Source organism: Paenibacillus sp. FSL R5-0912, from assembly GCF_000758605.1.
Taxonomy (GTDB): Bacteria; Bacillota; Bacilli; order Paenibacillales; family Paenibacillaceae; genus Paenibacillus_AQ.
The window spans coordinates 4611673-4637132 of the sequence record NZ_CP009282.1 but is presented as its reverse complement, the minus strand read 5'-3'; the positions used below and the strand labels follow the sequence as shown (position 1 = coordinate 4637132).

General features: G+C 51.6%; 20 protein-coding genes and 1 pseudogene. 12 read left to right on the top strand and 9 right to left on the bottom strand.

The annotated features are described in order from the left end of the window. The first annotated feature begins 29 nt into the window (after nt 1–29). The 6 genes from R50912_RS19620 to R50912_RS19595 all read left to right on the top strand — a co-directional run bounded on the left by R50912_RS19620 (nt 30) and on the right by R50912_RS19595 (nt 13375). Complete coding sequence (locus R50912_RS19620; RefSeq protein WP_042237249.1) at nt 30–902, top strand: baseplate J/gp47 family protein; 873 nt, start codon at nt 30–32, stop codon at nt 900–902. Beyond that, nucleotides 899–1645, top strand: a complete 747-nt coding sequence (locus R50912_RS19615; protein WP_042237247.1) for a phage tail protein — start codon at nt 899–901, stop codon at nt 1643–1645. The genes R50912_RS19620 and R50912_RS19615 overlap by 4 nt, the downstream gene beginning before the upstream one ends. 28 nt (nt 1646–1673) lie before the next feature. Continuing rightward, nucleotides 1674–4520: a tail fiber domain-containing protein gene (locus R50912_RS19610; protein WP_042237245.1), complete on the top strand. Its 2847-nt coding sequence runs from the start codon at nt 1674–1676 to the stop codon at nt 4518–4520. 19 nt (nt 4521–4539) lie between these two features. Further along, a complete protein-coding gene (locus R50912_RS19605) occupies nt 4540–4722 on the top strand; it encodes a hypothetical protein (protein WP_042237243.1) in 183 nt (60 codons plus the stop codon). A 38-nt stretch (nt 4723–4760) separates the two neighbouring features. Continuing rightward, nucleotides 4761–10739, top strand: coding sequence for a tail fiber domain-containing protein (locus R50912_RS33385; RefSeq protein WP_052416506.1), 5979 nt, complete (start codon nt 4761–4763; stop codon nt 10737–10739). Nucleotides 10740–11077: 338 nt separating this feature from the next. After that, nucleotides 11078–13375, top strand: coding sequence for a glycosyl hydrolase (locus tag R50912_RS19595; RefSeq protein WP_042237241.1), 2298 nt, complete (start codon nt 11078–11080; stop codon nt 13373–13375). A 58-nt stretch (nt 13376–13433) separates the two neighbouring features. Here R50912_RS19595 and R50912_RS19590 read toward each other — a convergent pair whose 3' ends face one another. The 9 genes from R50912_RS19590 to R50912_RS19550 are packed head-to-tail and all read right to left on the bottom strand — an operon-like array spanning nt 13434 to nt 21411. Then, complete coding sequence (locus tag R50912_RS19590; RefSeq protein ID WP_042237239.1) at nt 13434–14999, bottom strand: AMP-binding protein; 1566 nt, start codon at nt 14997–14999, stop codon at nt 13434–13436. Then, complete coding sequence (locus R50912_RS19585) at nt 14999–16267, bottom strand: MFS transporter (protein ID WP_042237236.1); 1269 nt, start codon at nt 16265–16267, stop codon at nt 14999–15001. Before R50912_RS19585 ends, R50912_RS19590 begins: the two co-directional genes overlap by 1 nt. A gap of 23 nt (nt 16268–16290) precedes the next feature. Then, nucleotides 16291–17550, bottom strand: coding sequence for an ATP-grasp domain-containing protein (locus R50912_RS19580; protein ID WP_052416503.1), 1260 nt, complete (start codon nt 17548–17550; stop codon nt 16291–16293). A 54-nt stretch (nt 17551–17604) separates the two neighbouring features. Beyond that, nucleotides 17605–17859, bottom strand: a complete 255-nt coding sequence (locus R50912_RS19575; RefSeq protein WP_042237233.1) for an acyl carrier protein — start codon at nt 17857–17859, stop codon at nt 17605–17607. Beyond that, nucleotides 17849–18898, bottom strand: coding sequence for a hypothetical protein (locus tag R50912_RS19570; RefSeq protein WP_042237231.1), 1050 nt, complete (start codon nt 18896–18898; stop codon nt 17849–17851). Before R50912_RS19570 ends, R50912_RS19575 begins: the two co-directional genes overlap by 11 nt. Before the next feature lie 33 nt (nt 18899–18931). After that, nucleotides 18932–19717, bottom strand: coding sequence for a HesA/MoeB/ThiF family protein (locus tag R50912_RS19565; RefSeq protein WP_042237230.1), 786 nt, complete (start codon nt 19715–19717; stop codon nt 18932–18934). 45 nt (nt 19718–19762) lie between these two features. Next, nucleotides 19763–20038 carry a MoaD/ThiS family protein gene (locus R50912_RS19560; protein WP_042237228.1) on the bottom strand — a complete coding sequence of 92 codons (276 nt, stop codon included), beginning with the start codon at nt 20036–20038 and terminating at the stop codon, nt 19763–19765. 14 nt (nt 20039–20052) lie between these two features. Continuing rightward, nucleotides 20053–20925 (bottom strand): formylglycine-generating enzyme family protein, encoded by an 873-nt coding sequence (locus tag R50912_RS33380; protein WP_052416501.1) that lies wholly within the window; start codon nt 20923–20925, stop codon nt 20053–20055. A gap of 12 nt (nt 20926–20937) precedes the next feature. Beyond that, entirely contained in the window at nt 20938–21411 is a 474-nt protein-coding gene (locus R50912_RS19550; RefSeq protein ID WP_042237226.1) for a M67 family metallopeptidase, read from the bottom strand. A gap of 363 nt (nt 21412–21774) precedes the next feature. Here R50912_RS19550 and R50912_RS19545 point away from each other — a divergent pair, with 363 nt between their 5' ends. The 6 genes and pseudogenes from R50912_RS19545 to R50912_RS34265 all read left to right on the top strand — a co-directional run. Next, nucleotides 21775–22062 carry a hypothetical protein gene (locus tag R50912_RS19545; RefSeq protein ID WP_042237224.1) on the top strand — a complete coding sequence of 96 codons (288 nt, stop codon included), beginning with the start codon at nt 21775–21777 and terminating at the stop codon, nt 22060–22062. A 41-nt stretch (nt 22063–22103) separates the two neighbouring features. Further along, nucleotides 22104–22799: a stalk domain-containing protein gene (locus R50912_RS19540; protein WP_042237223.1), complete on the top strand. Its 696-nt coding sequence runs from the start codon at nt 22104–22106 to the stop codon at nt 22797–22799. Between the two features lie 126 nt (nt 22800–22925). Further along, nucleotides 22926–23897, top strand: coding sequence for a MerR family transcriptional regulator (locus R50912_RS19535; protein ID WP_231637908.1), 972 nt, complete (start codon nt 22926–22928; stop codon nt 23895–23897). 308 nt (nt 23898–24205) lie between these two features. Beyond that, complete coding sequence (locus R50912_RS19530; RefSeq protein WP_042237222.1) at nt 24206–24733, top strand: hypothetical protein; 528 nt, start codon at nt 24206–24208, stop codon at nt 24731–24733. 68 nt (nt 24734–24801) lie between these two features. Further along, nucleotides 24802–25161, top strand: coding sequence for an NUDIX hydrolase (locus R50912_RS19525; RefSeq protein ID WP_081956573.1), 360 nt, complete (start codon nt 24802–24804; stop codon nt 25159–25161). Further along, nucleotides 25143–25364: pseudogene (locus R50912_RS34265) on the top strand (IS5/IS1182 family transposase); the annotation flags it as partial. The gene R50912_RS19525 and the pseudogene R50912_RS34265, both read left to right, overlap by 19 nt. Between the last annotated feature and the right edge of the window lie 96 nt (nt 25365–25460).

The following is a 25460-nucleotide window of genomic DNA, read 5'->3' as shown; positions in this document are numbered from 1 at the left end:
GGCATTGAGCCAGAAAGGAGGAATAACCTATGCCGCTTCCAGTACTGAACCTGGATGATCTTGGCTTTGACCAGCTTGTAGCGGATGCCAAAACACTGATTCCGCTCTACGATCCGGATTGGACGAATTATAACCCCTCCGATCCCGGCATTACACTGGTGGAGCTGTTTGCCTATTTCAGTGAAATGGTCCTCTACCGGATTGACCAGGTGACGGACGAGAGCAAGCTGCAGTTTCTCAAGCTGCTGGGGATAACCCTGGGTGAAGAGGAGGAGCTGACAAGCGGAATACGCCGCGGGGCGAAGCAGTTCTCAGAATGCTACAGGGCCGTAACGGCAGAGGATTTCCAGCTGCTCTCCAGGCAATGCCTGCTGGAAATCCCGGGCATTCTGGACACGTATCCCGACCTCAAGGTGCGCACGCTCTGTCTGATTAATACGGATATGGAGAACGGCACCGGAGGGAGTAAGGAAGCCTTCGGGCATGTCTCCGTGATTCTGGTGCTGCAGACGGAGAATCAGAAGGATCTGCTCCGGGAAGTCGCGGAGATCAGACAAAGCGTAAAGGCTTATCTGGATGCCCGCAAGCTGCTGACAACCCGTGTCCATGTGGTCGAGCCCGATTACCGGGAGGTTGTGATTGAGATGACGGTTTCTTCCAGGAACAAAAACATCGGCAGCATCGTTAACGACAGCATTGTGCAATTTCTGGACCCGGTAAGCGGCGGAGAGGAAGGCCGGGGCTGGTCTCCGGGAAGAAAGCTGTATGCCTCGGATCTGTATCATCTGGTCGAAGGGATAACCGGAATTGATCATGTGACGAGTGTGACGCTGGACTCTCCCGACCTGCTGCCGTTCCAATTATTTAAGCTGAAGGACCTGAAGATTGAGGTGGAAGCATGAGCAGTCAGAATGATTACAGGTACGTACAGTACCTTCCCAGAGTGTTCCAGCAGAAATCAGGGGAATCGGATGAACATTATTTTCTGGGACGTTTTCTGAGGGCCTTTGAAGCGATGCTCTCCGGTACAACGGAAACGGCCGGCGAATCAGCGGGGATTGAAGCGCTGCTGGATGAGCTGCATCACTATTTTGATCCGGAGCTGGCGCCTTCCCAATTTCTGCCCTGGCTTGCAGGCTGGGTAGGCCTCCAGCTTGCTGAGGGTGTGGAATACGACGGAGAGCAGGATAACCAGGAACGCACCCTTGCCCCGATGCAGATTCTCCCGCTTGCGGAGGCCCGCAGCACAGTCAACCGTAAGCTGCTAGGCAGTATTGTCCAGCTCTACAAGAAACGGGGTACCCTGGACGGCTTGGCGGAATATCTGCAGGTCTATGCGGGTGAAGAGGCTGCCATTCAAATTCATAATTATGAGGAGCCTGTACGTTGCGGCATTGCCCAGCGTGTAGGCATCAATACGATGGTTGGAGCGGCAGAGCCGAGCTATTTCTCCGTTCATATCATCCTTCCGGCATACAGCCGCAGTCTTCTGCAGCGCAAAGTGCGAAACCTGCAGGAGGTGATCCGTAAGGAGAAGCCATTTTACACCAATTCCAGCCTGAATATAGAAGTTCCGCAGATGTGCCTGGGGGTCTATGGGCGCGTGGGCATGGAGACCTTACTCGGGGGTATGACAGAGCAATAGAGATTATAGATCGGGAGGCAAGCGAATCATGGGAAAAGAATTAAAACGGATGCGTTACTTTGACGGACTCTTCCTGAATGCGGAGGATTACAAGCTCGATCAGGATTTCTATCTGCGCTTGCAGCGGCTGCATAACCGTTATCTGCATACCTGGGGCATTGTCTGCGGACTGAAGGTGCTGCCGCTAGTGGACCAGGCGGAATACATGAAGGTGAAAATTGCCGAAGGGCTTGCACTGAATCAGGTGGTAGCCGAGGACCCCAGCAGCGGAAAGCGCGAGAGCATCAGCCAGGAAATTCTTATGTATGAGGGACATCCTGACAATCCGGTGGATCTCTCCGAGTACAATGCCAATGAAAGCATATATATCTGGGTCAGCTATGAAGAGGTCGAGGCTGAACGCAATATTGAGCGGGGCCAGGGGCAGGAGATTCACATCTGGGAGCGGGGCAAGATCGGCCATGGTACCGTGAAGCCCGGGGGCACTGACAAAATCCTCCTGGCCAGGGTGGTTCCCCGCAAGCAGGACAATGGAATTGTGATCGACAGTGCGTGCATATTCGATTATGACAGTGATGCAGCCCGCACACCGCTGAGGACCTACGCAGGCGCTGCCGGCAAGAAGCTGGTGACGGAGAAGCTGGTGATCAAGGCTAAAAGTGAAGACAGCATGGACAGCACAGAGCTGGATGAGGCAGCTCTGGCTGCCATGCCGTCCGTATATACGCTGCAGGAAGGCAAGATGCTTGAGGTCAACGCAAAAGAAACGCATTTCACAGGAGCCATTAGCATTGCCGGAGATTTGACGCTTGAGGGAGAGCTCATCCTGCAGAGCAAGGATAAATCTCAAAGTGAAATGCGGATCATGAACAGCTTCGTCGAGGTGAACAGCCCGAATACCGATGATCCGGACTATGAATTTCCCGGTCCGCGTGACGGCGGTCTGGAAGTCTACCGCGGGGATGGCGGCACACATGACGCTCGGATTGTATGGGTGGAAGCGGATCAATGCTTCAAGGCGGGGATCGGCTCGGATCTGAAGAAGATCGCCTATGGCAATGAGTGGGATAGCCTGATCAAGTATGAATTTGCCGATCTGCTGCACCGGCACAGCAAGCTGTCGTCACCGGGAGGTCTCTCCTTCGGCTTCACGGGCGCAGACAAGGTCTATAGCGATGCTGATCTGGCGCTTAAGGATGACAAGATCCTGTGGCTGAAGGGAACGAACCCGGACACTATCGACAGCTCGCATGGTCTGGGCTGGTTCGGAACCGGTAAGCCTTTCGCTGCTGCTGCGGTGGACGGCCCCGTATTATTCGGGGGCAGCGGCGGGGTTCTTGGCACCAGAACGGTTAACAGCGACGGCTCCCGGACAGACAAGCCGGTGCTCTCCTGGAATAAGAACGGCTATGTCGGAGTCGGGCCGCAGAAGGTGCTGGAGGATTCTCTGGATGTCGATGGCAGCGTGCGTATTCTCAGCGGCAGGAACCCTGTCCGCTTCACCTCCGCGTGGACAGGCTTCCCTGATAATCAGATCAACGGCGCCGAGATCAGTAACGATATCACGGACCACAAAGCGCTGATGATTGTCGGCAATCAGTCTGCCGGGCAGGGGCGGAAGGTTGCCGTCTGGGACCGGCTTGATGTGAACGGATTTCTGTATGTTAACGGTAAAATGCAGGCCTCACAGGAGATTATTCCGAGTGCGGGCAACGGCGCGCATAACGGTATTATCTTCCCGGCAAATCCGGGCGGCGGCGGTTCAGATCTGGCGTGGATCAAGTACTATCCGCGGACCGGAGAGGATTGCACGCTGGAAATCGGCACCTCCAATGACGGCAGTGACCATATCTCCCTGAATGCCTCCGGCAATGTGGGCGTAGGGACACTGACCCCGGCGGATAAGCTGGATGTGGCCGGTGAGCTGCGTGTCCTGAGCGGCCAGAATCCGGTCCGCTTCACCTCCAGATGGTCAGGCTTCACCAGCCAGTCTGTGAATAATGCCGAAATCAGCAATGATACCACCAGCTATAATTCACTCATGATTGCAGGAAACGGAAAGTCGGGATCACGCAGAGTCTCCATCTGGGACAATCTGGATGTGAACGGCTTCCTGCAGGTGAACGGGGGCGCCCTCATCAAAGGGGATCTCCAGATTCAAGGCAGCATCAAAACAGATGTGTTCAACTTCGCCGGAAAATTCAAAAAGCTGGATGTGGCCGAAGAATTTGCCGCCATTGTCCGCTGTGCCGATTTCTACATCGGTTATCCGGGCCGCCGTGGAGCTCCCGGCAGGGCACTGGTCGATAACGGCAGCCATCTGGTGCTCAATTACGGCAACGACTGGTCCTATGCTTCTGTTCACAGCAGTCTTGAAGTGAGAAATGCTCTGATCCCGAGCGCGGGCAGCGGCAATAACGGCATCATCTTCCCGTCAGATCCCGGCGGCGGCAGCGGTGACTCGGCCTGGATCAAGTATTACCCGACCAGCGGAGAGAACTGTGTGCTGGATATCGGAGTATCCAATGATGCCGGTGACCGCATCTATCTGCATGCCAGCGGCGGTGTCTATGCCAACGGCAGCATGTACTGGTGGTCCTCGCGTGAGCTGAAGGACAATATTTCGGATATCCCGGTCAAGGAAGCGAAGCAGCTGCTGGACGGGCTGAATCCGGTCTCTTTTAAATACAAGGGAAGCACGAAGCAAAGAACGCTGGGATTCATTGCTGAAGAAGTGCCGGCAGTTCTGGCCGACCCTGACCAGCGGGCGATCAGCGGTATGGACATCATTGCCGTCCTCACCAGCGTAATGAAGGATCAGCAGAAAGCGATCGCGAGAATGCAAAAACAAATCGACACCCTGAAGGGTGCTTAATCCATAGGAGGATGAACTCATGAAAGAACAATTGGAAGCACGAATGAATGAACTGAAGGCAGAGCTGGAATCCGGCCGGCAGATGATCCAGGAGCTGGATGAGAAACGCACCAATCTGGGGTATACCCTGACGCGGATCAGCGGGGCCATCCAGGTGCTGGAAGAATTGATTGCCGCAGAAGAAGAGTCCGTTCAGGCCTGATCAGGCAGTACACATGAAGAGCCGGGAGGAGTGGGATTGTGCCAAAGGATATGAAACGCATGAATTATTTCAACGGGCTGCTGCTTAAGGAAGAGGATCTGACGCTGGATCAGAATTATCATAAGCGCGTGCAGCGGCTGCATAACCGTTATTTTCATGATTGGGGAGTCGTGGACGGCCTTAAGGTTACCGGGCGGGACCTGACCAAAGTTGAGATTGCTCCGGGCTTTGCCCTCAACCGTGTCACCGATCCGGAGAACAATGAAGAGATCAGCCAGGAAATTCTGGTAAGTGACGCTCACCCGGGCAGGGTGCTCGATCTTTCAGGATACAGCACCTCGGACCAGATCTATATTTCGGTCAGCTATAAGGAAGAGCTGGCAGATCCCGATCTTATCAAGGGGGGAGGCCAGGCGATTCATGTGCTGGAGCTTGCGGACATCCAGGCCAGCTCCCGGAAGCCTGCAGATGTATCCAAGAATATTCTGCTGGCCCGTGTAACCTTGACGCATACTCAGGATGGAGCCTTGAGCATTGATCAGATCTATGAGACGGATGTTGACGGATCGGCGCTGGTGACCCGGGCTGTAGGCGGGACCAAGCTGAAGGCGGATAAGATCATTATCGGCTCCAAGGAGGACCCGGAGATTCCTTTCCTCAGCAATTCGAAGGATGAGGACGGGGAGGAAGGGAACCGGCTTAATGTTCACGCTGCACAGACAGAATTCACGGGGAATATCCGCGCGGGAGCCATCAGCACCTATGGTGATGTGGATGTAAACGGGGGGCTATCCGTTACCTCCGGCAGTGAGAAGGTATTCAAGGTCAATGATTCCGGCGATATGGAAATTGCCGGTGCGGTCACTGCCGAGGGCCCGTTCTCTGCCAAGAGCGGGATCGAAGTCAGCGGGGGGATGGCGGTGCTGGATGTCCCCCAGCTGGTGATTGGCGGAAGCAAGGTTACACTCAATCAGAATGCCGCAGAGGAAGACAGAATGGGCATTGAGATTCTGCGTAAGGATCAGCCCGGCGCCAAGCTGCAATGGGATGAGAATAATCAAGGCTGGATGATCGGAACGGATCTGAAGGAGGGCGACAAGACCAGCGGCATGTTCAAGGTCGCCTATGGGGCAGACTGGGAGCAGCTGCATCACGGAGCGAATGCGGATAGCCTGCATACCCACAGCCAGCTGAATGCTGCGGACGGCAAGCCGGTACTCCGCACTGACGATCAGGGAAATATCCTGGTAGACAGGGGAATGAGCGTATCCGGAACGCTTGTGTCCGGCAAGGATGGTCTTGAAGTCTTCCGCGGGGCAACGCTGCCGAATGCCAAAATCGCCTGGAATGAGGCGGCGCAATCGTGGCAGATCGGCACCGCTAACGGGGATATGACCGATATCCCGGACGGGAAGCAATGGGAAGAGCTTACCGGCGGCAGTCATAATGCAGACAGCCTGCATACCCACCGGCAGTTTCACAATGAAGATAAGAGCTTGCTGGCCCTGGAGATTGGTGCAGACGGCAATGTGAATATTCCCCATGAGCTGATGGTCGGCGAGACGCTGACCGTGAACAAGCTGATTGTCAGGGAAGAAGAGGTCGTGATCAGGAAAGTTGAGCAGGAGGTGGCAGACAGCTTCCTGACCGTGAACAAAGCGGAGGATCACACGGCGTTAGGCAGCAAGGGGGGGCTGGATGTATACCGGGGCAGCCAGAATCCGCAAGCCCGTATGGAATGGAATGAGACGGACCGCAAATGGAAAATCGGACTTGAGGGCAGCATGTCGGATATTCCGTATGGCACGAAGTGGGACTCGCTGACGAACGGCTCTGTGGCCGATACGTCCCACAAGCATAGCACACTGAGCACACCATCCGGCGGAACCATTCTGTCGGCTGACGGGCAGGGGAAGCTGTCGGCATCCGGGAATCTGGAGATTGGCGGTACCCTGCTTGCCAAGGGCAGTGCGGATCTTAAGGCCGACCTGAAAGTGGGCGGTTCCGCTACAATTGAAGGGGATCTGACGGTAAAGGGCACCACTACATTCGTCAAAAAGGAAGATCTGGTGGTGGTCAGCAACCGGATTGAGATGAATAAATTCGAAGGCAACAGTTCAGCCCTGAAACAGAGCAGCATCGAGGTCTACCGGGGCAAGCTGAATCCAAGCGCCAAGCTGCTCTGGGATGAGACGGAGGGCAGATGGAAGCTGGGACTGGGGGATGAGCTGTCCAATATTGCCTACGGCAGCAATTGGGACGCGCTGACCGGGGGAGTAAGCTCCGATGCCGATGGCCTGCACCGGCATAACTCCCTGAGTGACAGCGAAGGTAACACGGCGCTTCAGACCACTTCCGATGGTGATATTGAGATCATTAACGGGGCTGAGGTCCAGGGCACACTTACGGTCAACAACGGGGCAGATATCAGCGGCGGCCTGGCGGTTCAGGGCCAGGTGCGGGTAGACGGCAACCTGATTGTCAAAGGCACCACGACCACCGTTGAACGTGAGGATCTCGTCGTCACCAACAACATCATCGAGATCAACAAGTTCGAAGGCGATTCGCCGCCTGCGAACGAGAGCGGCATTGAGGTCTACCGTGGAGAATCGCAGCCGGCGGCCAGAATGATCTGGAGCGAAAGTGAGCGGAAATGGAAGATCGGCATCGGCACTGCACTCGAGAATGTCGCAAGCGGCAGCTCCTGGGACAAGCTTACCCAAATGGGGAATGCAGATTCTCTGCACATCCACAGCCAGCTCTACAATCCGCAGAATGACGTACTGGCGCTTAGTGCCAGTGCCGAGGGCGATGTGGATGTCCATCATGATCTGACGGTCGGCAGCAGCCTGACGGTAGCCGGCGACCTGGAGATCCGGGGGACCTTTGCCAATATTGCTACGGATGAGCTGGATATCGGCAGTCCTTGGATTACGATCAATAAGGATGCCGATGCGGTTACCTCGCTGTCCGGTGGAGGCTTGGAGATTTACCGCGGCGCTGGCGAGACGCCGGCCAAGCTGTCCTGGGATGAGAATAAGGACCAGTGGCAGCTTGCCACACCAACAGACAGTGCTGCATTGGTCGTGGATTCCTCAGGCAATGTCACTGCCTCCGGCGGAGTGAAGGCTGTAAGTGCCGTGATCTCCGGGGGATTGACGGCAGCAAGCGCCGCAATTGCCGGAACGGTGACAGTCGGAGACGGCCTAGAGGTTATGCAGGGGACAGAGACCAGTGCGCAGATCAAGTGGGCGAAGGACCGCTGGAAGCTGGGAACCGCCGGCAAAACGGTGCTTAGCCTGACCCGCAGCGGAAAGATGGGAGTGGGCACCGATAATCCTACCGAAGTACTGGATGTGGCGGGCAAAGCAATCTTCCGTACGGAGACAGAGGTCTCCGGGGCCGCTTCCTTCTCAGGCAAGCTTACCGCACACAATGAGGCGGCGTTTGACGGTGATGTAACGTTTAACAAGGGATTGAAAGCAGTCAATGCCGCAATAAGCAATAATGTATCCGTTGGCGGCAATGTGGTGGCCGGAGGCTTTGAAGCCCCCCGCGGTCTGGACAGCAACGGGGAGAAATTGCCGAATGCCCGCATTGTCTGGAATAACGAGCAGAAGGCCTGGTTCTATGGCGACGGGGATACCCTCGCGGAATTCGGGACAGGCAAGGGCGGCCAGAACAAGCTGTTCAATTCCCTGGGCAATACCATTGCTGTGTATTCGGATGCCCAGGGCAATGTAGGGATCGGAACCACAACTCCGCTTGCGCTGGTCGATGTCAAGGTATCCAGTGGAGATACTGCGTTCAGTGTAACCGGAGCCGGCAATGTCGGTATAGGGACCTACAATCCTGGAGCCAAGCTCGATGTTCAAGGCAATGCGGCGGTCAGGGGCGATCTCAGTGCAGTGAGTGCCGTTTTGTCCAAGGATTTGACTGTGAACGGCAATTTGACCGTCAATGGAGATATCGTGACCATCAATGCGGCAACCCTCGAAGTCGAGGACAACATCATAAGAGTCAACAAATATTCGCCTCAGGCCACCCCGGTTGTCAAAAATGCCGGGCTGGAGGTATTCCGCGGAGGGACTGCTCTACCCGCCCAGCTGCTGTGGGATGAGACCGCCGATGAATGGCTGGCCGGCATCTCGAACACCCTGAAGGCCATTGAATTCAAGGGTCATACCCATCCTGAGTTTGCCTCCTTATCCGGAGCGATAACCGTGGATGCAGGCAATGTCGGGATTGGCACTGCAGCGCCAACGGCCAAGCTGGATGTGAACGGCAATGTGGCTGTGAGCGGGAAGCTGACAGTTATTGATGCAGCGGTCAGCGGTACATTGACGGCTGGAGGTGCATCACTGAGCGGCACGGCCGCACTCAAGGATGTTACAGTCAGCGGGGCGTTGACTGCGAAAGATGCCACATTCAGCGGTGGGCTGACAGCAAAGGATGCAGCAGTTAGCGGGACCTTCACCGCCAAGGATGCGGCAGTCACCGGCAGTCTTACCCTCAGCCAGGGGATTGCAGTGGGCAGGGGAACAGATCCGAAGGCGCAGATCCTCTGGGATGAATCGCTGGATGCCTGGCTGGCCGGCACTGCAGGCAGCATGAAGCAGCTCTCCTACAGCGGCCATACCCACCAGGAGTTGACGGAGCTGTCCGGTGTGCTGAAGGTTGTATCCGGGAATCTGGGTATTGGCACCGCGGCACCAACGGCCAAGCTGGATGTGAACGGCAACGCGGCTGTATCCGGCCAATTGACGGTTACCAATGCTACAGTCAGTGGCTCGTTAACGGCTAAAGATGCGTCGATTAGTGGCGTATTAACGGCTCAGAACGCAACACTGAGCGGCACAGCCGAACTTAAGGATGCTAATGTTAGTGGTATACTGACTGCTAAGAATGCCACAGTCAGCGGCGCATTAACGGCTAAAGAAGCAGCAGTTAGCGGAACCTTCACCGCCAAGGATGCGGCAATAACAGGCAGCCTTATCCTCAGCCAGGGGATTGAAGTAGGTAGAGGCACAGATGCGAAGGCACAGATGGTGTGGAACGAAGGGGTGGGGGAATGGCAGGCTGGGATTGCGGGCAGCTTGAAGCAGCTTGCTTACAGCGGTCATACCCATCAGGAGCTGACGGATCTGAGTGGCGTGCTGAAGGTTGCTTCCGGCAATCTCGGGATTGGCACCGCTGCGCCAACCGCCAAGCTGGATGTGAACGGCAACGCAGCAGTGTCCGGGAAGCTGACTGCAGTGGATGCGGCGCTCAGCGGCGCATTAACCGCTAAGGATGCTACACTCACCGGTGCATTGGCTGCTAAGGATGCGGCACTCAGCGGAACGTTGACTGCTAAGGATGCGGCGGTCACCGCTACGCTGTCAGTGAAGGACCTTGTCCTCAGCAATAAACTGACAGCGAAGGATGCCGTAATCAGCGGCAGTCTTGTGGTCAGCCAGGGGATCGAGGTTACCCGAGGAGCGGACAAAAAGGCCCGGATTCTCTGGGATAATGCAGCCAATGTATGGCAGGCCGGTATAGAAGATACTATGCAGACTCTGGTCTGCAAGGATGCTGTCTATGATCAGCTGGTCCAGGTGGCAGGCGCAGTAACGTTGGATTCCAGCAGCAATGTGGGGATTGGCAAAACCCCAACCGATGATTACAAGCTGGATGTAGACGGCAACCTGCGGGCGACTAACTTCGCACAGACCTCCTCCAGAACCTACAAGGAGAACATCGCCAGCCTTCCGGTGAAAAGAGCCTTGGAGCTGCTGAACAAGCTGAAGCCGGTGACCTTCAACTATAAAGCGGAGAATGCCAAGAAACAGAACATCGGTTTTATCGCCGAGGAGGTGCCGCAAATCTTCTCTACCTCCGATCACAAGTCCGTTGTGCTGATGGATATCATCGGTGTGCTGACTACTGTTGTCCAGAAGCAGCAGAAGGAAGGGCAGGATATGCGGAAGCTGGTTAAGGAGCTTCAGGTTCAGGTTGCGGCCCTGGCAGGCGCATAATCAAGAGGTATTTGTAAGCGGAATAGATACATGAAGCAGCTCCTGCAGCCCTTGTGCTGCAGGAGCTTTTTACATGCATGGGTGATGTGCTGAACGCTATTTCGAGGCTTGTAGAAACACCTGATCATACCTATGCTATCGAAGCCATACGAGTATACATCGTAGGTATTCCATGGAGAACATCCTTCAGGAATTCCAGAATACATACATATAATAAATTTCAAAAAAAGTGGATTTACATAATATGGAATTTGTGCTATGTTTTCTATGAAAGCGTAACCATATTTTGAAAGGTTAATAAAGTATTTGCCATTTTATCGTAGAGAGGAAAGGTGGAAATGAAAAATTTGCTCAAGAAGGCAAGCACAATGATTCTGGCATTTACTCTGCTGCTTGGAGTGATGACAGCGCCGCCCGTTCATGCAGATAACGCACTTTTCACAATTGAAAGCGAAAATGCTCAGCTCACCTCCGATCTTCAAGTGACGACTCAAATTTACGGACAACCTAAGCCCGGCTACACCGGGAGCGGTTTTGTCTGGATGCAGAATTCAGGCACCCTTACCTTCAATGTGACGGTCCCGGAAACTGGCATGTACACGATCTCTACCCGTTATATGCAGGAGCTCAGCGCAGACGGCCGGCTTCAATCGTTGAACGTTAACGGCGTTACGAAAGGTTCGTATATGCTGCCTTACACGACCACTTGGTCGGATTTCGATTTTGGCTATCACAAGCTGAATCAGGGCAGTAACATCATTCAGCTGAAGGCAGGCTGGGGCTTCGCTTATTTTGACAGCTTCACTGTGGAGGTTGCCGATCTGGACCCCCTGGATGTGCAGCCTGTCCTCAGTGATACTCAAGCTACACCGGAAACTCAGCTGCTGATGAATTATATGACAGAGGTGTACGGCAATCATGTGCTCTCCGGCCAGCAGGAGATTTACGGGGGAGGCAATGACGGGAATTCCGAGCTGGAGTTCGACTGGATTCATAATTTAACCGGCAAGTATCCGGCTATCCGCGGGTTCGATCTGATGAACTACAATCCGCTGTATGGCTGGGAGGACGGCACAACTGCCCGGATGATCGATTGGGTGAACAACCGGGGCGGGATCGCGACCAATAGCTGGCATCTCACAGTTCCCCGGGATTTCACCGCCTATCAGCTCGGGGAATTCGTAGATTGGAAGGAAGCGACCTACAAGCCGACGGAAACTAATTTCAATACAGCTAATGCGGTAATTCCCGGGACAAAAGAGTACCAGTACGTAATGCTGGCCATAGCGGATTTGGCGGAGCAGCTGCAGATTCTGCAGGATAACAACGTGCCGGTTATTTTCAGACCCTATCATGAAGCAGAGGGCAACGGCGGGTTGAACGGGCAAGGCGCGTGGTTCTGGTGGGCCTCGGCAGGCGCAGAGGTATATAAGCAGCTGTGGGATCAGCTCTATACCGAGCTTACAGAAACCTACGACCTGCACAACCTGATCTGGACGTATAACAGCTATGTGTACAGCACTTCTCCCGCCTGGTATCCCGGTAACGATCAGGTGGATATTGTCGGCTACGACAAATACAATACCGTCTACAACCGCTATGACGGTTTGTCCGGCGTTCCCAATGAGGATGCGATTACCTCGACCTTCTATCAGCTGGTGGATCTAACTGGCGGCACCAAAATGGTAGCCATGACCGAGAATGATACTGTCCCAAGCGTACAGAATCTGACCGAGGAGAAGTCGGGCTGGCTCTATTTCCTGCCGTGGTATGGCGAGCATCTCATGAGTTCTGCCTTTAATTATCCGGCTACACTGACCACGCTATATCAGAGCGATTATGTGATTACGCTGGATGAGCTGCCTGATTTAACAATTGATGATCCAACTCCAAGCGCATCTATTACGCCTGTGAGCGCGGACTTTGATAAAGCGCCGGTCCAAGCGCAGGATATTTCCGTAGCCCTTACCTTAAACGGACATCAGCTTGCAAACCTGACGCATGGAAGCAACACGCTTGTATCGGGCCAGGATTATACGGCATCAGGCGCAACGATCGTCTTGAAAAAATCCTATCTCTCTACGCTGCCGCTTGGTCAGAATGCGATCACCTTCCATTTCAATGGAGGAAATAACGCTGTGCTTACAGTGAATGCTGCGGATACCAGTGTACCGGTACCAGCGGGCAATTTGACGATCCAGGCTTTTAATGGCAACACCAGTGCCTCTACTAACGGAATTTCGGCCAAATTCAAAGTCGTCAATAGCGGTAATTCGGCAGTTCAGCTTAGTGATGTGAAGCTCCGGTATTACTACACGATTGACGGCGAGAAAGATCAGAGCTCCTGGATCGACTGGTCCAGTGTCGGCAGCGCGAATGTAACCAGCAGATTCGTGAAGCTGGATACCCCGGCTAACGGTGCCGAGTATGCTCTTGAAATTGGCTTCGCAAGTTCGGCTGGGACGCTAAACCCCGGCCAGAGCGCCGAAATCCAGACCCGCTTCTCCAAAACCGACTGGTCCAATTACAATCAGGCTAACGATTACTCGTTCAAGGCATCCGCTAGTCAATTTGTTAACAATGAGCAGGTGACCGGATATATGAATGGCCAGCTGGTGTGGGGGATTGAGCCTTAACACAGGTAAGGCAAAAAGGGCTGGATCGGGGTGATGCCCTGATCCAGCCCTTCTTGTTCTAGCTTATAATCATCTCGCCGTAATTGTCTGCAAGACCTCTCCGGTCAATCTTGCCGGTTAAGGTATGAGGGAATTGTTCTTTCATTATAACTTCGGAGAGCAGCATATAATCAGGCAGCCGTTGGGACAACCACAGATTAACCGAGGCAAGTGACAGGGAGTGGTCGGCCTGAATGAATCCTGTCAATGTGGCCTGCCCGTCCCGTACTATGGGAAGCACCGCGCATTCCTTAACCCCTGCGATGGTGAGAATATGCGACTCGATCTCTCCCGGCTCAATGCGGTATCCCCGGATTTTGATCTGAGCGTCTATTCTTCCCCTGAACATGATCCTGCCGGTATCGTCTATCTCGGCCATATCACCGGTCCGATAGATGGTACCGAATGCAGGGGAGGTAATGAATGCTTGCTCCGATGCATCTGCGGCATTGAAGTATCCCTCAGCTACATAGGCAGAAGCGATTAGCAACTCACCCGCCGGAATTCTATGAGTCCGCAGAAGTTCGCAGCTTTCTTGCGTTAAGCTCCCCCGCGGAGAGATAACGGTGAAGCTCCCTTCTCCGCGAGCGATAAGCAGCTTCGTGCCTGCGAGGGGTAAGCCTACAGCTGAAGCATCCCTGGCGCTGGATATGAAATGGCCGGCTGAATAAGAGGATTCGGTCTGTCCGTAGAGACTGTACAACTTCGTGCCCGGAAGTCTCCCGGAACAAAGGCTGTAATCACCTGCGCGTAGCGCTTCTCCCCCCAGGACGGCAAGACGCAGAGAAGGAAGCTGAGGCAGCCGGCGGACAGAGGTGAAGAATGTACGGAACAGGCTCGGTACGCTGTGCCACACGGTGATGCCATTGCCTTCAAGCCAGCCGGGTAATCTTAGCAGATTCTCTGGAATGCGCAAATCCAGGGGATACAGACAAGCACCGGACAGCAGTCCGGCAAAAATGTCCACCACAGCGGCATCGTGACCAAAGGTAGAGAATAAAGTTAACCGGTCATCTGCGGTAATACCCTGCTCGCGGATATAGGTCTCTGCAAAATGGACAATGGACGCGCCTTGCTGGACCACACCTTTGGGTACGCCTGTAGAGCCGGAGGTATACAGCAGATATTGACGCTTATGCATCTTTCCCGGAATTTCAGGTTTACTGCCTGGCTTGAAGGAGGGGGCGTCAACCCTTACAATTTCCCCCGGAAAAGAAAGCCCGGAGCCTATGGCTTCTGCAGCTGCCAATCCATCAAGGTCTGTAACCATAATACGGATTCCCGAATGCCGGGAAATCTGTGATAACCGGCCAGGTGGGTAAGAGGCGTCCAGGGGCACATAGACAAGTCCGGCCAGAACGGAAGCAACGACCCCGATAATTCCCGAAATGCCATGATTGAACAGCAGTCCGCAGGCTGGTTCTTCCTCCGGCAGCTCCATCCGGTCTGCGAGCCGGCGAAGCTCTGCTGCAACGGCACTGGCTTCGGTAATCAGTTGCTCGTAAGTGAGGGTTTGACCGCCATACCGGACGGCTGCCCTGGCAGAGTGGCGCCGGGTGGAGGCAACGAGAGCCTGCGCAAGCATCAGCTCACCTCCTGTTCACCCGCTATAGAGCCGGAATGGCTTAAGGGACGGCTCAGCAGCGGTGATAAATAGAGTAGAACCACGGAAGCAACACCGAGGCATATTACGCCGGCGAGCAAGGAGGACAGTGACACGTTTCCGTTCATTGCGAAGGACAGCAACGGAATTACAAGCATTGTGGCCGCGGAAATAAAAAACTGCCGGATGCCGGATATTCTTCCATGGAACTCCGCCGGCGCCGTAAGCTGGAGCGAATAAGTGAAGCTCGATACCGAGAAAGCATTGGAGACTCCCAGAAACAGCATTAATGGCGAGAGCCAGACCGGGTGGTTCATGAGTCCGATTGCGGCAATATTCAGTCCCTGCACAACCAGCGCCAGCGCGGTGCGGTTCATACGGATTTGGGAATGGTCCATCCTTCCGAATAGATAGGCTCCGGCAATGGCGCCAATCGAGAAGGCGGAATCCCATATGGATAGCCACCAGGAGGGTGCATCCATAGTCTCCAGAATTGGCGCATAGGAAATGTTGATGAAGGATACAACGATGAAATCGGCAGTGCACAGCACGGCCAATCCCAGTACCTTTGCATTTTTTCTGAGCACCAGCGCAAGCAGATCGGTCCATTCCCGCCAAAAGCGCTTGGGACTGATGGAGGCCAGAGCGGAACCGAACCCGCTGCCTTGACGGGCTCTGAGTTTTTGTCCCGGAATGGCTGCTAAACCTATACAGAGTGCTGACAGAAGATAGGAGATACCGTTAAGGGCGATGGCCACTTCGGGTGACAGGAATGAAATAACCACACCGGCGATACCGGCTCCCAAGAACTGTCCAATCTGAAAAAAGGTGCTGGTCCGGGCGTTATAAACGGCTAGCTGCTTGCCATCGGCAATCATGGGGCCGATGGCGAAGCTGGCCGTTCTGTAGAACGGGCGCAGCAGGTTGATAATGACCGCAGCGAGCAAGATACTTGCCGGATGACCGGCGAATACGAAAGCGGCTGCTGTCAAAACCGCTAAGCCGCGTATCGATTCGGCGATAAATGCACATTGCTTGGCACGTCCTCTGTCAACGGCGGAGCTGGCAATAGCCTGGGTAGAGAAGGTCAATACCGCTTCCATCATCAGCAGCAGCGCAAAGGGAGTGGAGGAACCGGTCTGATCGTACAGCAGTTTGCCGACAGCCAAAGTATACATACCGTTCCCTATATTGGTAATCAGAACTCCAAGTGGCAATAACATTCTGGGATTTGTAAACCGAATGTTCATGATTCTCCCTCCGTAATATCCGGTCAGCTAGTTTTGTAACCAATTTCAATTGAGGTCTCCAGCCGACTAAGCCATTCATGGTAATCCAGAGCCGGATCCGGCTCTGGCAATTGTCCCGTAATCCAGCCGAAATAAGCAAAGGAGTCGCTTTCCGGGCTAAGGTAATCACCGGTATTCTTACGGATCGCCAGCTTGCTCACATAAGGATTGGACAACACCTTCTCGGTTCCGTGAATGCTGTTAATGATGCCGTAGCCCTTATAGCCCATGTTGTACCAGTACATCCGTGTCTTATGCTTGGCCGACCTTGAAGACAGTTCTTTCAGATAGCGGATATCATCCGGTGAATGTGCTCCAAGAGAAACTAGAATAAAGGCTTCGGAGAATGGAAGGCCGGTGGCCCGCTCGAATAATTCGTAGAAGCATCCGCCCGCACCCGGGCGAAGAGCCGCCTCCAGCACATAACCCTCCTGCTTGCGCATACGGATTTCCGTATGACTCGCTCCGCTATACACACCGGCCGCACTTACGGCGGCATGGGACAGGGCCAGCAATTGCTGTTCAATCTCTTCGTCAAGGGATGGGTCGGTGAAATATAAGCGGTCCGGAAAGGTGGGACCCTGCGGATTTCCTTTGCTCATAATTCCGTCCATTAGAGGCTGGCCCTTGTACCAGATCGTGTCCACGGAGTACTCCTCACCGTCGATATATTCTTCAATCAGCGCTCCGGGCTGTTCCACCGCTTCGTTACCCAGGGTCGTCGCATTGAAACGGAAGATTTGCCTGATTTGTTTCACAAGCTCCTGCTCATTGCCGACAATTCGTACCCCGGCGCTTGCTGCGCCATGCGTGGGCTTGACGATGACGGGATAATCCAAGCGGGCGGATTGAAGCTCTGAAGTACGCTGGATCAAGGCGGAAGAGGGAGTGCGCACACCTGCCGTTTCCCAAACGGATTTCATCCTCGATTTGCTGCGCAAAATTTCACATGCGGTGACCGGACCGGGGGGAATCCCGAGCCATTCGGCCGTTCGGGCTAAGTTCACTGACAATTGTTCGATGCAGGACACGATGCCGAGCGGAGTCCCCATTGCTTCCTGTATCACTGTCCCAAGCTGCTCTGGAGGAAGATAAGGATCTGCCTGATGCCAAGGATGCCTTAACGGTTTGGAAGGCGGTTTGACAAAAAACAAATGCGGCTCAACGCCGACTCTTTGCGCGGCATCGGCCAGCAGAGGACCGGTTTCGTCGTCCGAAAAAATAGCAACTGTTCGATTGGCCATAATTATACCTCGCCTTCAAATTGTAGTGGGGCGTTCGAATATGTACGGTAGCTGTCAGCTGACTTGTCCGGAAGCCAGCATATTCATGATAAGGCGCGGTGTTGCCACTTGTTCCACCGAGAATGTCTCGTAATCAATGATAATATCCAGTGATTCCTCAATCCGTAGCACAAGCTCCATAATCGCGAGAGAATCCACGCCCAGTTCTTTAATATTTGTATCGGCGATATCATCATACTGGCAGGCGATTTGCTGCAGAGTCTCCGGAGGAACGAGTCCGCTGAAGATCCCTTCAAGTTTATTGTTCATGACTTTCCTCTCCTATCATCATTGCCTGCTCTCCGCCAGCTGCTGAGCTTAAAAGTATCTTGTCTGCTTCGGCAGCAAGGTTCTGCAATGCCCTGAATTCCCGGATCAATTCCGAGAACTCCTGCACATAGGAATCCAGAAAGCCGGGCCTCGGACGGGAGCAAATAAGACTGGTCCATTTCAAAACGGCCTTTAACCGGATGGAGATGCTGTTTATGGCTGTAATCAAGGCATGCGAGCGGTGATCCCCGAGCAGCGCCGCACATTCCGGATCGGACGCAATGGAGGACCAGGCCCACAATAAAGGCTCTATTTTATTCGCCACATGCTTATGCATTCTCAGCTGATCTCTCTTGCTTAAAGGCGGGGTGAGCAATTCCTGCCTGCGCTTGTCAATGTCGGCTAACAGATCATCCAGACCGTCTGTGGTTAAAGTACGTGGTTCGCCATGGTTGTAGAGCAGCTGATGAATCCGCTGATAAAGGGCAACACCTTCCCCCTGCAGACTGTTCAGCAGAGCCGGGGAAGCCTGCAAGAACTGCAGGCTGACGGTAGTATCCTCATTTCTCGCCAATCGTTCCGCGAATTCTTCAAGCGGCAGAGGCAGGCATGCCCGGGAAGAAGTTTCGTTGGTTTTGGTGTAGAAGACAATGTCGTTATCCATTCCTTCAATTAAAGTGCTGGTGTAATGAGAGCTTCCGTCAGGACGTTCGAAGCGGACCATCGCACTGGCTTTCCAGCCATCCGCAAGTCTTGGACGTATCGCTTCCCCAAGTTTAGAGGGGGATACCGAGACATGCTCTCCAAGCGCATCAACGATAGAAGCAAGACCATTGTGGACCGGCTGGACCGGCTCGTTGGCTTCGGAATAATGGAAACCCCAATAACGGTCCGAGAACAGCCAGGAAAAATTGCGGATGCCCAGGTTTCTTTTGAAAAAATGATAGATCACCCGGTCATAACAAACATAGATCAAGCTTTCTTCCATCTCTTCCGCGCTAAGCTCTACAGGTTCGAAACGGCGCAGCATGGATTTCATAATTTGTTCTCCTTTGCAGCTGGCGAATGTGTTCTAGAGAAGAACCGGCTGCTGTTTTAGTTTCGAACATACCGGACAATCCGGATCAGGCTTCAGTTCAATCTCGCGGAAGCTGGCAGATAATAAATCAAAATAAATCATCCGGTTTTTGAGCGATCGACCCGTTCCGGCCACATATTTAAGCACTTCCGCCGCTTGAAGCGTGCCTACAATTCCCGGGGTTACGCCAATTACACCAAATTCCTGTTTCTTGGGCGGCTCCTGAGGCTCCGGATATACGCATCGATAGCACGCGCTATCCTCGTCCGGAGAGATGAGCATCACCTGACCTTCAAAGTGAAAGATACTACCTTCCACCAGAGGTTTGCGAAGCTCTACACAGACATCGTTCAGCATATATCTGGTATCCAGATTATCGACGGCGTTCACGACAATATCATATTGCGGCACGATGGACAGCGCGGTTTCACGGGTTAATCTTTCCGCATGAAGCTCGTAATGTAGCCCGGGGTTCAGACGATTCAAGGTTTGCTCCGCCGATTGTACCTTGGGGACACCGACATTGCCGGAATCATGAATGATTTGCCGGTTCATATTAGTCAGGTCCAGAACATCATGATCATAGATGCTTATATGTCCGATGCCTGCGGCGGCGAGATACAGCAGCAGCGGAGAGCCGATGCCGCCCGCGCCAATGACCAGGACTTTGGCCTTTTTGATGCGTTGTTGTCCTTCGGGGCCAATCTCCGGTAAGATCAGCTGTCTTCTATACCGTGCGAGCTCGTCTTGCGTTAATTCCGTTTCGGAATGAGTGGTCATGCGGTGCACATCCTTATCTAATTAGTGTTTGTTAGCAGAGGGGCTTCAGCCGCCGGCAAATTGCAGGATGATGCCAAGCTCATCGCCGGAAGCAAATTCGGTATTCTCGTTGTTAGCCTTGATCAGTTCATCATTAAGCACGAACAGTACATTCCGTTTGGCCGCTCCTTCTTCGGTCCAGATTCTTTCGCCGAATTCGGAGTAGCTTTGTTGGAAGAAGGTCTTCAACTCTTCCATACTGCCAGCTTCAACTTGCAATTCTTGCTTTTGTTCAATCAGGTGGCTCAAAAATTGCGGGATCAATACTTTAACTGTGGACATAGGTCAACCTCCATTTATCTTTTGGATACTCTGAAACCCAAGTCATATGCGTAAAAAGAAGCGGGCTCATGATGTCTGAACGCAGGACGGCACATATCTGTAAAAGAGTGAAAGCTTCCACCCCGGCAGCTTTTGTTACCGGGAACCATCAAGTTGACGGGATTCAGTACATCGCTCTTGTGATAGAATTCACTATCATACGTATCCAAACACCATTCCCATACATTTCCGAGCATATCGTACAGCCCGTATGGGTTAGCGGCATGTTGGGCGATTTCATGCAGAGAACCTTTTGAATTCTCGCTGAACCAGGCATGAGCGGCTAAATGCTCCTCGGCGCAGAAGAAAGGGCCGTAGATGCCGCCGCGGCAGGCATATTCCCACTCAGCTTCAGTGGGCAGCTCTGCATCACACCAGACCGCGAACATGAAGGCGTCATACCAAGTCACGTTTACCACAGGAAACCGGCTGCCTGATCCCTCGTAGCTTGCGTTATATTCATGATACATTTCCTCTGTTACAGGAATTTTGGAGATCCTGTAGGGTGACAGTCTGACGGGATGCAACGGCTCCTCTCCACAATACAAGTACTTAGAGTCAGGTCCCGAGCCCATGTTGAAAGGCTGCGGCTTCAGATCCACCATATGTGGAGCTATGAGCGCTTCGTAGCGCTGCTTCCGGTCTTTATAGAACCGGTAATATAGAATTTCTTCCTCCAGCGCGTGGGGCATTTGCTTCAGCAGCTGATAACCGTTGTACAAAATTTCTCCGTCGGTAACGACGGGGCGGCCGAAGCGGTCCGTCTTGAATATTTCCCTTACCAGCCGGATCAAATCATCCGGTACGGTTTCCTGCTCCAGTAGCTCAATAGCTGCGTCCTTGCTCACCTTACCATCCCCTTATGAAGTATATTGGATATCAACTTCGCCCACCCGCTTGGCGGAATCCACCGAAAAGATACGAATTTGCGGATATTCAACGGTCCGAAGCGAAATAAGCAAATGCCATACTTCCGGGGAAGGATGCAAATCAACATCCACTTTGGCCAGAATGGCAGGATGGCGCTGGTGGCTGTGAAAGACGCCGACTTTGTGCAGGTGGCTGTTTCTTATGTACTTCTCAACCCGCACCGTCTCTTCCGGAGAGGTTAAGAATCCGGCGTCTTTATGATCCAGATAATAATTTCCGTAATCATAGAACTTATCCATCATATTGTCCTTCTGGTCCTCTTTCATAATGATGTACTCCGTGGGGGCCCCGGATCTCTCATTAGACAGAAAGAAACCAAACGCCTTCTTCGGATACTGGGCTTTCACTTCATTAACAAATTGCTGTGCTAAAGTGCGATTCAATACTACGGACTTAACTGCCATCCAATCACTCCTTTATTATGAGAATTATTAAAAATAAAAGAAAAAATTCCCATCTATTTTTGGATTATAAACCAGTTCCCACAGCTCGTATGTAGCGAAAGTGTGAAAACTATGTTAATTAACCCAATTTATGTTTTCGTTGTGTAAACTCACATGATATGTTGCCTTTTCAGAGAGGACAAGTGATAGATATGTTTTCATTAGGTGGACATTATTAAGTTCGTGTAAAATTAAGAGGTTATACAAGAATACTTTGAATTCATCTCCCGAGACTATAAGGACAAATTTGCATATCATGAAATAGAAAAGCAAATTAGAAGACTAGTCCGCTTCGGGCTGTTTGAACAAGAGAGAATAACAAACATGTTAAATGATCTTTTAATCAATGAGGCAAAATCTGAGCAACTGGAGATATTAGGTATACTATATGAGGAGTATTGTAGCGGCTACAATTTCCTGAGATACCTTGCTCTATCTTATATTCTAACTTCCGATGAATATTTTACAGAATCCTTTCCCGAAAAGTTTGTAACTGAGTACGTTAGCAATGGAAACCGGGGTGAAAATGAAAGCTTCGGTTTTTTTGTTGGAAAAAAATCACATGGGGGAAGTTCTTTTGGAAGGGCAGAAGGGGATATTGTCGAATATTAAAAAGATTATGGGAAGCAAATCGGTCAGGGAGTGTGCCAATAGTGAACAAAAAGTTTATAATGTCTAGTTTTCTTATCATGTTGTCAGTGGTATGTCTATCCATTACGGTCTATGCAGCCACTGCAGCATACTCTTTAAGGGTAAACGGGGCTACCATTAAAGGGGAAGCTAAAGTCATTGATGGAGTGACCTATGTACCTTTGCGCACAGTTATTGAAGGGATGGGTGGATCATATCATGTCATGCCTGAGTCGAATACAATTAGTATTTTGAGAAGAGATATAAGTATGTACGGCGGGTACAATGAGTCCAATCCATTAATGTTTGGTTCAAAAGCGTATTTCGAAATGAATGAAAATTTTGATAAATTCATTGGTTCAGTCTCTATCGAAGAAGCGAATACGGGAAAGGACGTTTTGAAAAACCTAGAGGAGAAAAAAGGAACTGCTCCAAGCGGTTATACCTATGTTCTTGTAAAAGTGAACCTTGAAATCTTAGCATCTGAAAAACCTGGGGCATCGCTATCAATAAATAATTATAGGTTTGAGTATATTGACGCGGTAACTTTAAAGAGAACCCCTTCTTTTATGTTCTCCAAATATTCGCCCAGCGTATCCGAAGGAAATCCCTTCAACGGTTGGGTTGGATTCTTAGTTCCTGAAGGTCATCAATCTGGGATGATGGTTTTATCAAGTCCAGATGACCGGCAGAATGCTCTATGGATGAAGATAGAGTAACATCGTAATACTTAAGGATAATTACATAAGCTTCCGGTACCAGGTCTCTTGACTCTAACGTCGCGTAAACCTGTATATTTACTCTCAGAAGGAGGGATAGTCATCGAACTGCAAACCATCAGTCAGGTGTCAAAGCACTTTTCAGTCTCTACCCGTACCCTTAGGTATTACGAGCAAATCGGATTGATTACGCCTGCGAAAAAGGAAGATTCCGCATACCGCGCATACGATGCCGAAGCCATTACACGTCTGCGTCAGATTATCGTTCTGCGTAAACTGCGGATACCGCTCAAACAAATTGCCGGGATTCTGCAGAGCGCGGAAGCGCGCGTTGCCATCGAAGCCTTTGAGCGTAACCTTGCGGATATTGAGGACGAAATCACCGCGCTCTCTACCATTCGCAGCGTCATCAAAGCCTTTGTCGAATATCTGAATCTCAGAGGTGCGAAATTCGCGCTGCCTGACGACGCAAGTTTACTGGAGGTTGTAGATTCCTTGACTGTCTCAAAAATCAACTTCAAGGAGGAAAAGTCAATGGAAGAATTAAACAAGGCAAATGAAAATTTAAACAAACTGGCGGACAAAGATGTGCGGATTGTCTATCTACCCCCCATGACAGTGGCTGCTGCTTATGCAACGGGAGAAGGCTGCGAAGGCAAAGCGCTGGATATGATCACGCAATTTGTAACCGAAAGCGGACTGCTAACCATTAAACCCGACGCCCGGAGTTTTGGTTTTGACTGCTCTAAGGGGGCAGCAGGAATCGGAGAACCATCTCATGTATATGAGGTGTGGGTATCCATTCCGGGCGACACAGAGGTTCACGCGCCTTTAGTCAAACGAACGTTCGACGGCGGGTTATATGCCGCACATGTGCTCAGGGCATGGGACTTCGAGGACTGGCGTTTATTAAAAGAATGGGTTGACGCAAGCAATAAATATGATAATGATTGGGATTCTCCGCGCTGGACATCGCTGGAGACGGTTGCGGGGCAAGGATTTGAAGAAACGTTGAATTTTTATAATTACGTACAAAAAGGCGGTAAAATGGACGATTTACAGCTTGATTTATTGTTTCCGATTAAGGAGAGGGTATAAGAGTAGATCGCCGGGTAAGACAGATTGAAATCGGCGGTTATAATTGGTGTGTACTTGACCTGCATAACTATACAGCTGTGATTATAACCGCAGATACTATAGAACAACGCGCCAGTGAATTCCACCCGGTATTTCCTCTTACATACGATAAACCTTCAAGCCCCCATAGTATCTGTGTAAACCTCCCAATCCCTGAGCAACTACTCCATATATATCTGTCTACGTGTAACAAAGCTGAATTCATTTCGTTATAGTCAATGAGTAATGGTTCCCAATAAGAGCGAGAACTCAATGGAGGAGGGGACGGTTTGGTCAGAATTGTCTTAACATTAATGACGCTTCTATTCAGTTTAACGAGCTGTTCCGCTTCGCATAGTGCCACAACATTAGACCACAATGCTACTGCGGCAAAAGATTATTTGGAATCTAAGGGTTACAAGGTCTCTTCGTATGAAGGCTCCAGTGAAGTCTACACCTTAACAAAAGAAAAGTTAATGAATTTACCGTATTCCAATTACTGGGGGCTGCAAACCGAAGATCCCAGTGTTTATCTGGACAAAGAGGTTAACGTACAAAAGTTCATAGTAACAAACCATCGATTGGATAACTGGAAATCCACAAGCGCCAAACCGGAGAATATTGTTAAATCTAAAGGGAAAACCGCAATTTGGATCTATGTCGTGGATAACCAGGCAGTAGGCGGACATTCTTATCCAGTAATCGATCAGGCCATGGATGGCGGCGTATGGTCATTAGATGGAAGAACATTAGAAGAAGTGCATTCTATGAGTTATAAAGCTTGGTTAGAGCAATGGGAAGCAAAGTTTGGCAGCTAATGAAATATTAAGAATCGCAACGATTCGTTATGCCATGGGTGTCACATATCTAAGAAAGGGTGGATCCGATGTTCTACGTTAATTCAAGAGCAATCATTGAACGATTCAATGATGGAGAACCTGAGATTGTCATACAAAGAAGAATGAAAACAGATTCCTCCTTTAAGTTCGAGCTTCCCGGGGGGAGAATTGAACCCTTTGAGTCGTTGATCCAAACACTGATCAGAGAGGTTAAAGAAGAGACTGGATTAGATGTATACGAAATAGAAGGAAATGAGACAAGAATTGATACGATAGGAATTAATCCGGAATTTGAGGTGGAATGCCTTAAACCATTCGCAGCCTATCAAACGGTTAAAGGTCCGGTCGATTCGGTCGGATATTATTTTAGATGTAAGGCAAAGGGTGAAAGAACAACGAACATGTAAAGCAAGCTGCGTTTCAGGAAAGCGAAGCCTTTAAAGCCAAAACTAAAGAACGCTACAAAATTGAAGCCGAAAATAGCGAACTCAATCACAGACACGGGTACGATGTTGCATCCTCCTCGGGTTTAGTTGGCGTGGAAATTCAGGGAGCTATGGCGATATTCACTGTTAGGTTAAAACGAATATTGAAACTTATGGACGAGAGCAGTTTTTTCAAACTTATTTTTTGCTGGATGTCCCCAATTGGCCCTGATCGTTCGCTGCACATGTATACACTACACCGTACTCGGTAAGATGCAGAA

Bases quoted from the DNA above. Each gene is read 5' to 3' on its own strand.
- R50912_RS19595 (WP_042237241.1), top strand. From the start codon at position 11,078: ATGAAAAATTTGCTCAAGAAGGCAAGCACAATGATTCTGGCATTTACT.
- R50912_RS19570 (WP_042237231.1), bottom strand. From the start codon at position 18,898: ATGAAATCCATGCTGCGCCGTTTCGAACCTGTAGAGCTTAGCGCGGAA.
- R50912_RS19615 (WP_042237247.1), top strand. From the start codon at position 899: ATGAGCAGTCAGAATGATTACAGGTACGTACAGTACCTTCCCAGAGTG.
- R50912_RS19545 (WP_042237224.1), top strand. From the start codon at position 21,775: ATGTTAAATGATCTTTTAATCAATGAGGCAAAATCTGAGCAACTGGAG.
- R50912_RS19550 (WP_042237226.1), bottom strand. From the start codon at position 21,411: ATGGCAGTTAAGTCCGTAGTATTGAATCGCACTTTAGCACAGCAATTT.
- R50912_RS19560 (WP_042237228.1), bottom strand. From the start codon at position 20,038: ATGTCCACAGTTAAAGTATTGATCCCGCAATTTTTGAGCCACCTGATT.
- R50912_RS19525 (WP_081956573.1), top strand. From the start codon at position 24,802: ATGTTCTACGTTAATTCAAGAGCAATCATTGAACGATTCAATGATGGA.
- R50912_RS19585 (WP_042237236.1), bottom strand. From the start codon at position 16,267: ATGAACATTCGGTTTACAAATCCCAGAATGTTATTGCCACTTGGAGTT.
- R50912_RS19580 (WP_052416503.1), bottom strand. From the start codon at position 17,550: ATGGCCAATCGAACAGTTGCTATTTTTTCGGACGACGAAACCGGTCCT.
- R50912_RS19620 (WP_042237249.1), top strand. From the start codon at position 30: ATGCCGCTTCCAGTACTGAACCTGGATGATCTTGGCTTTGACCAGCTT.
- R50912_RS19575 (WP_042237233.1), bottom strand. From the start codon at position 17,859: ATGAACAATAAACTTGAAGGGATCTTCAGCGGACTCGTTCCTCCGGAG.
- R50912_RS19610 (WP_042237245.1), top strand. From the start codon at position 1,674: ATGGGAAAAGAATTAAAACGGATGCGTTACTTTGACGGACTCTTCCTG.
- R50912_RS19565 (WP_042237230.1), bottom strand. From the start codon at position 19,717: ATGACCACTCATTCCGAAACGGAATTAACGCAAGACGAGCTCGCACGG.
- R50912_RS19605 (WP_042237243.1), top strand. From the start codon at position 4,540: ATGAAAGAACAATTGGAAGCACGAATGAATGAACTGAAGGCAGAGCTG.
- R50912_RS19590 (WP_042237239.1), bottom strand. From the start codon at position 14,999: ATGCTTGCGCAGGCTCTCGTTGCCTCCACCCGGCGCCACTCTGCCAGG.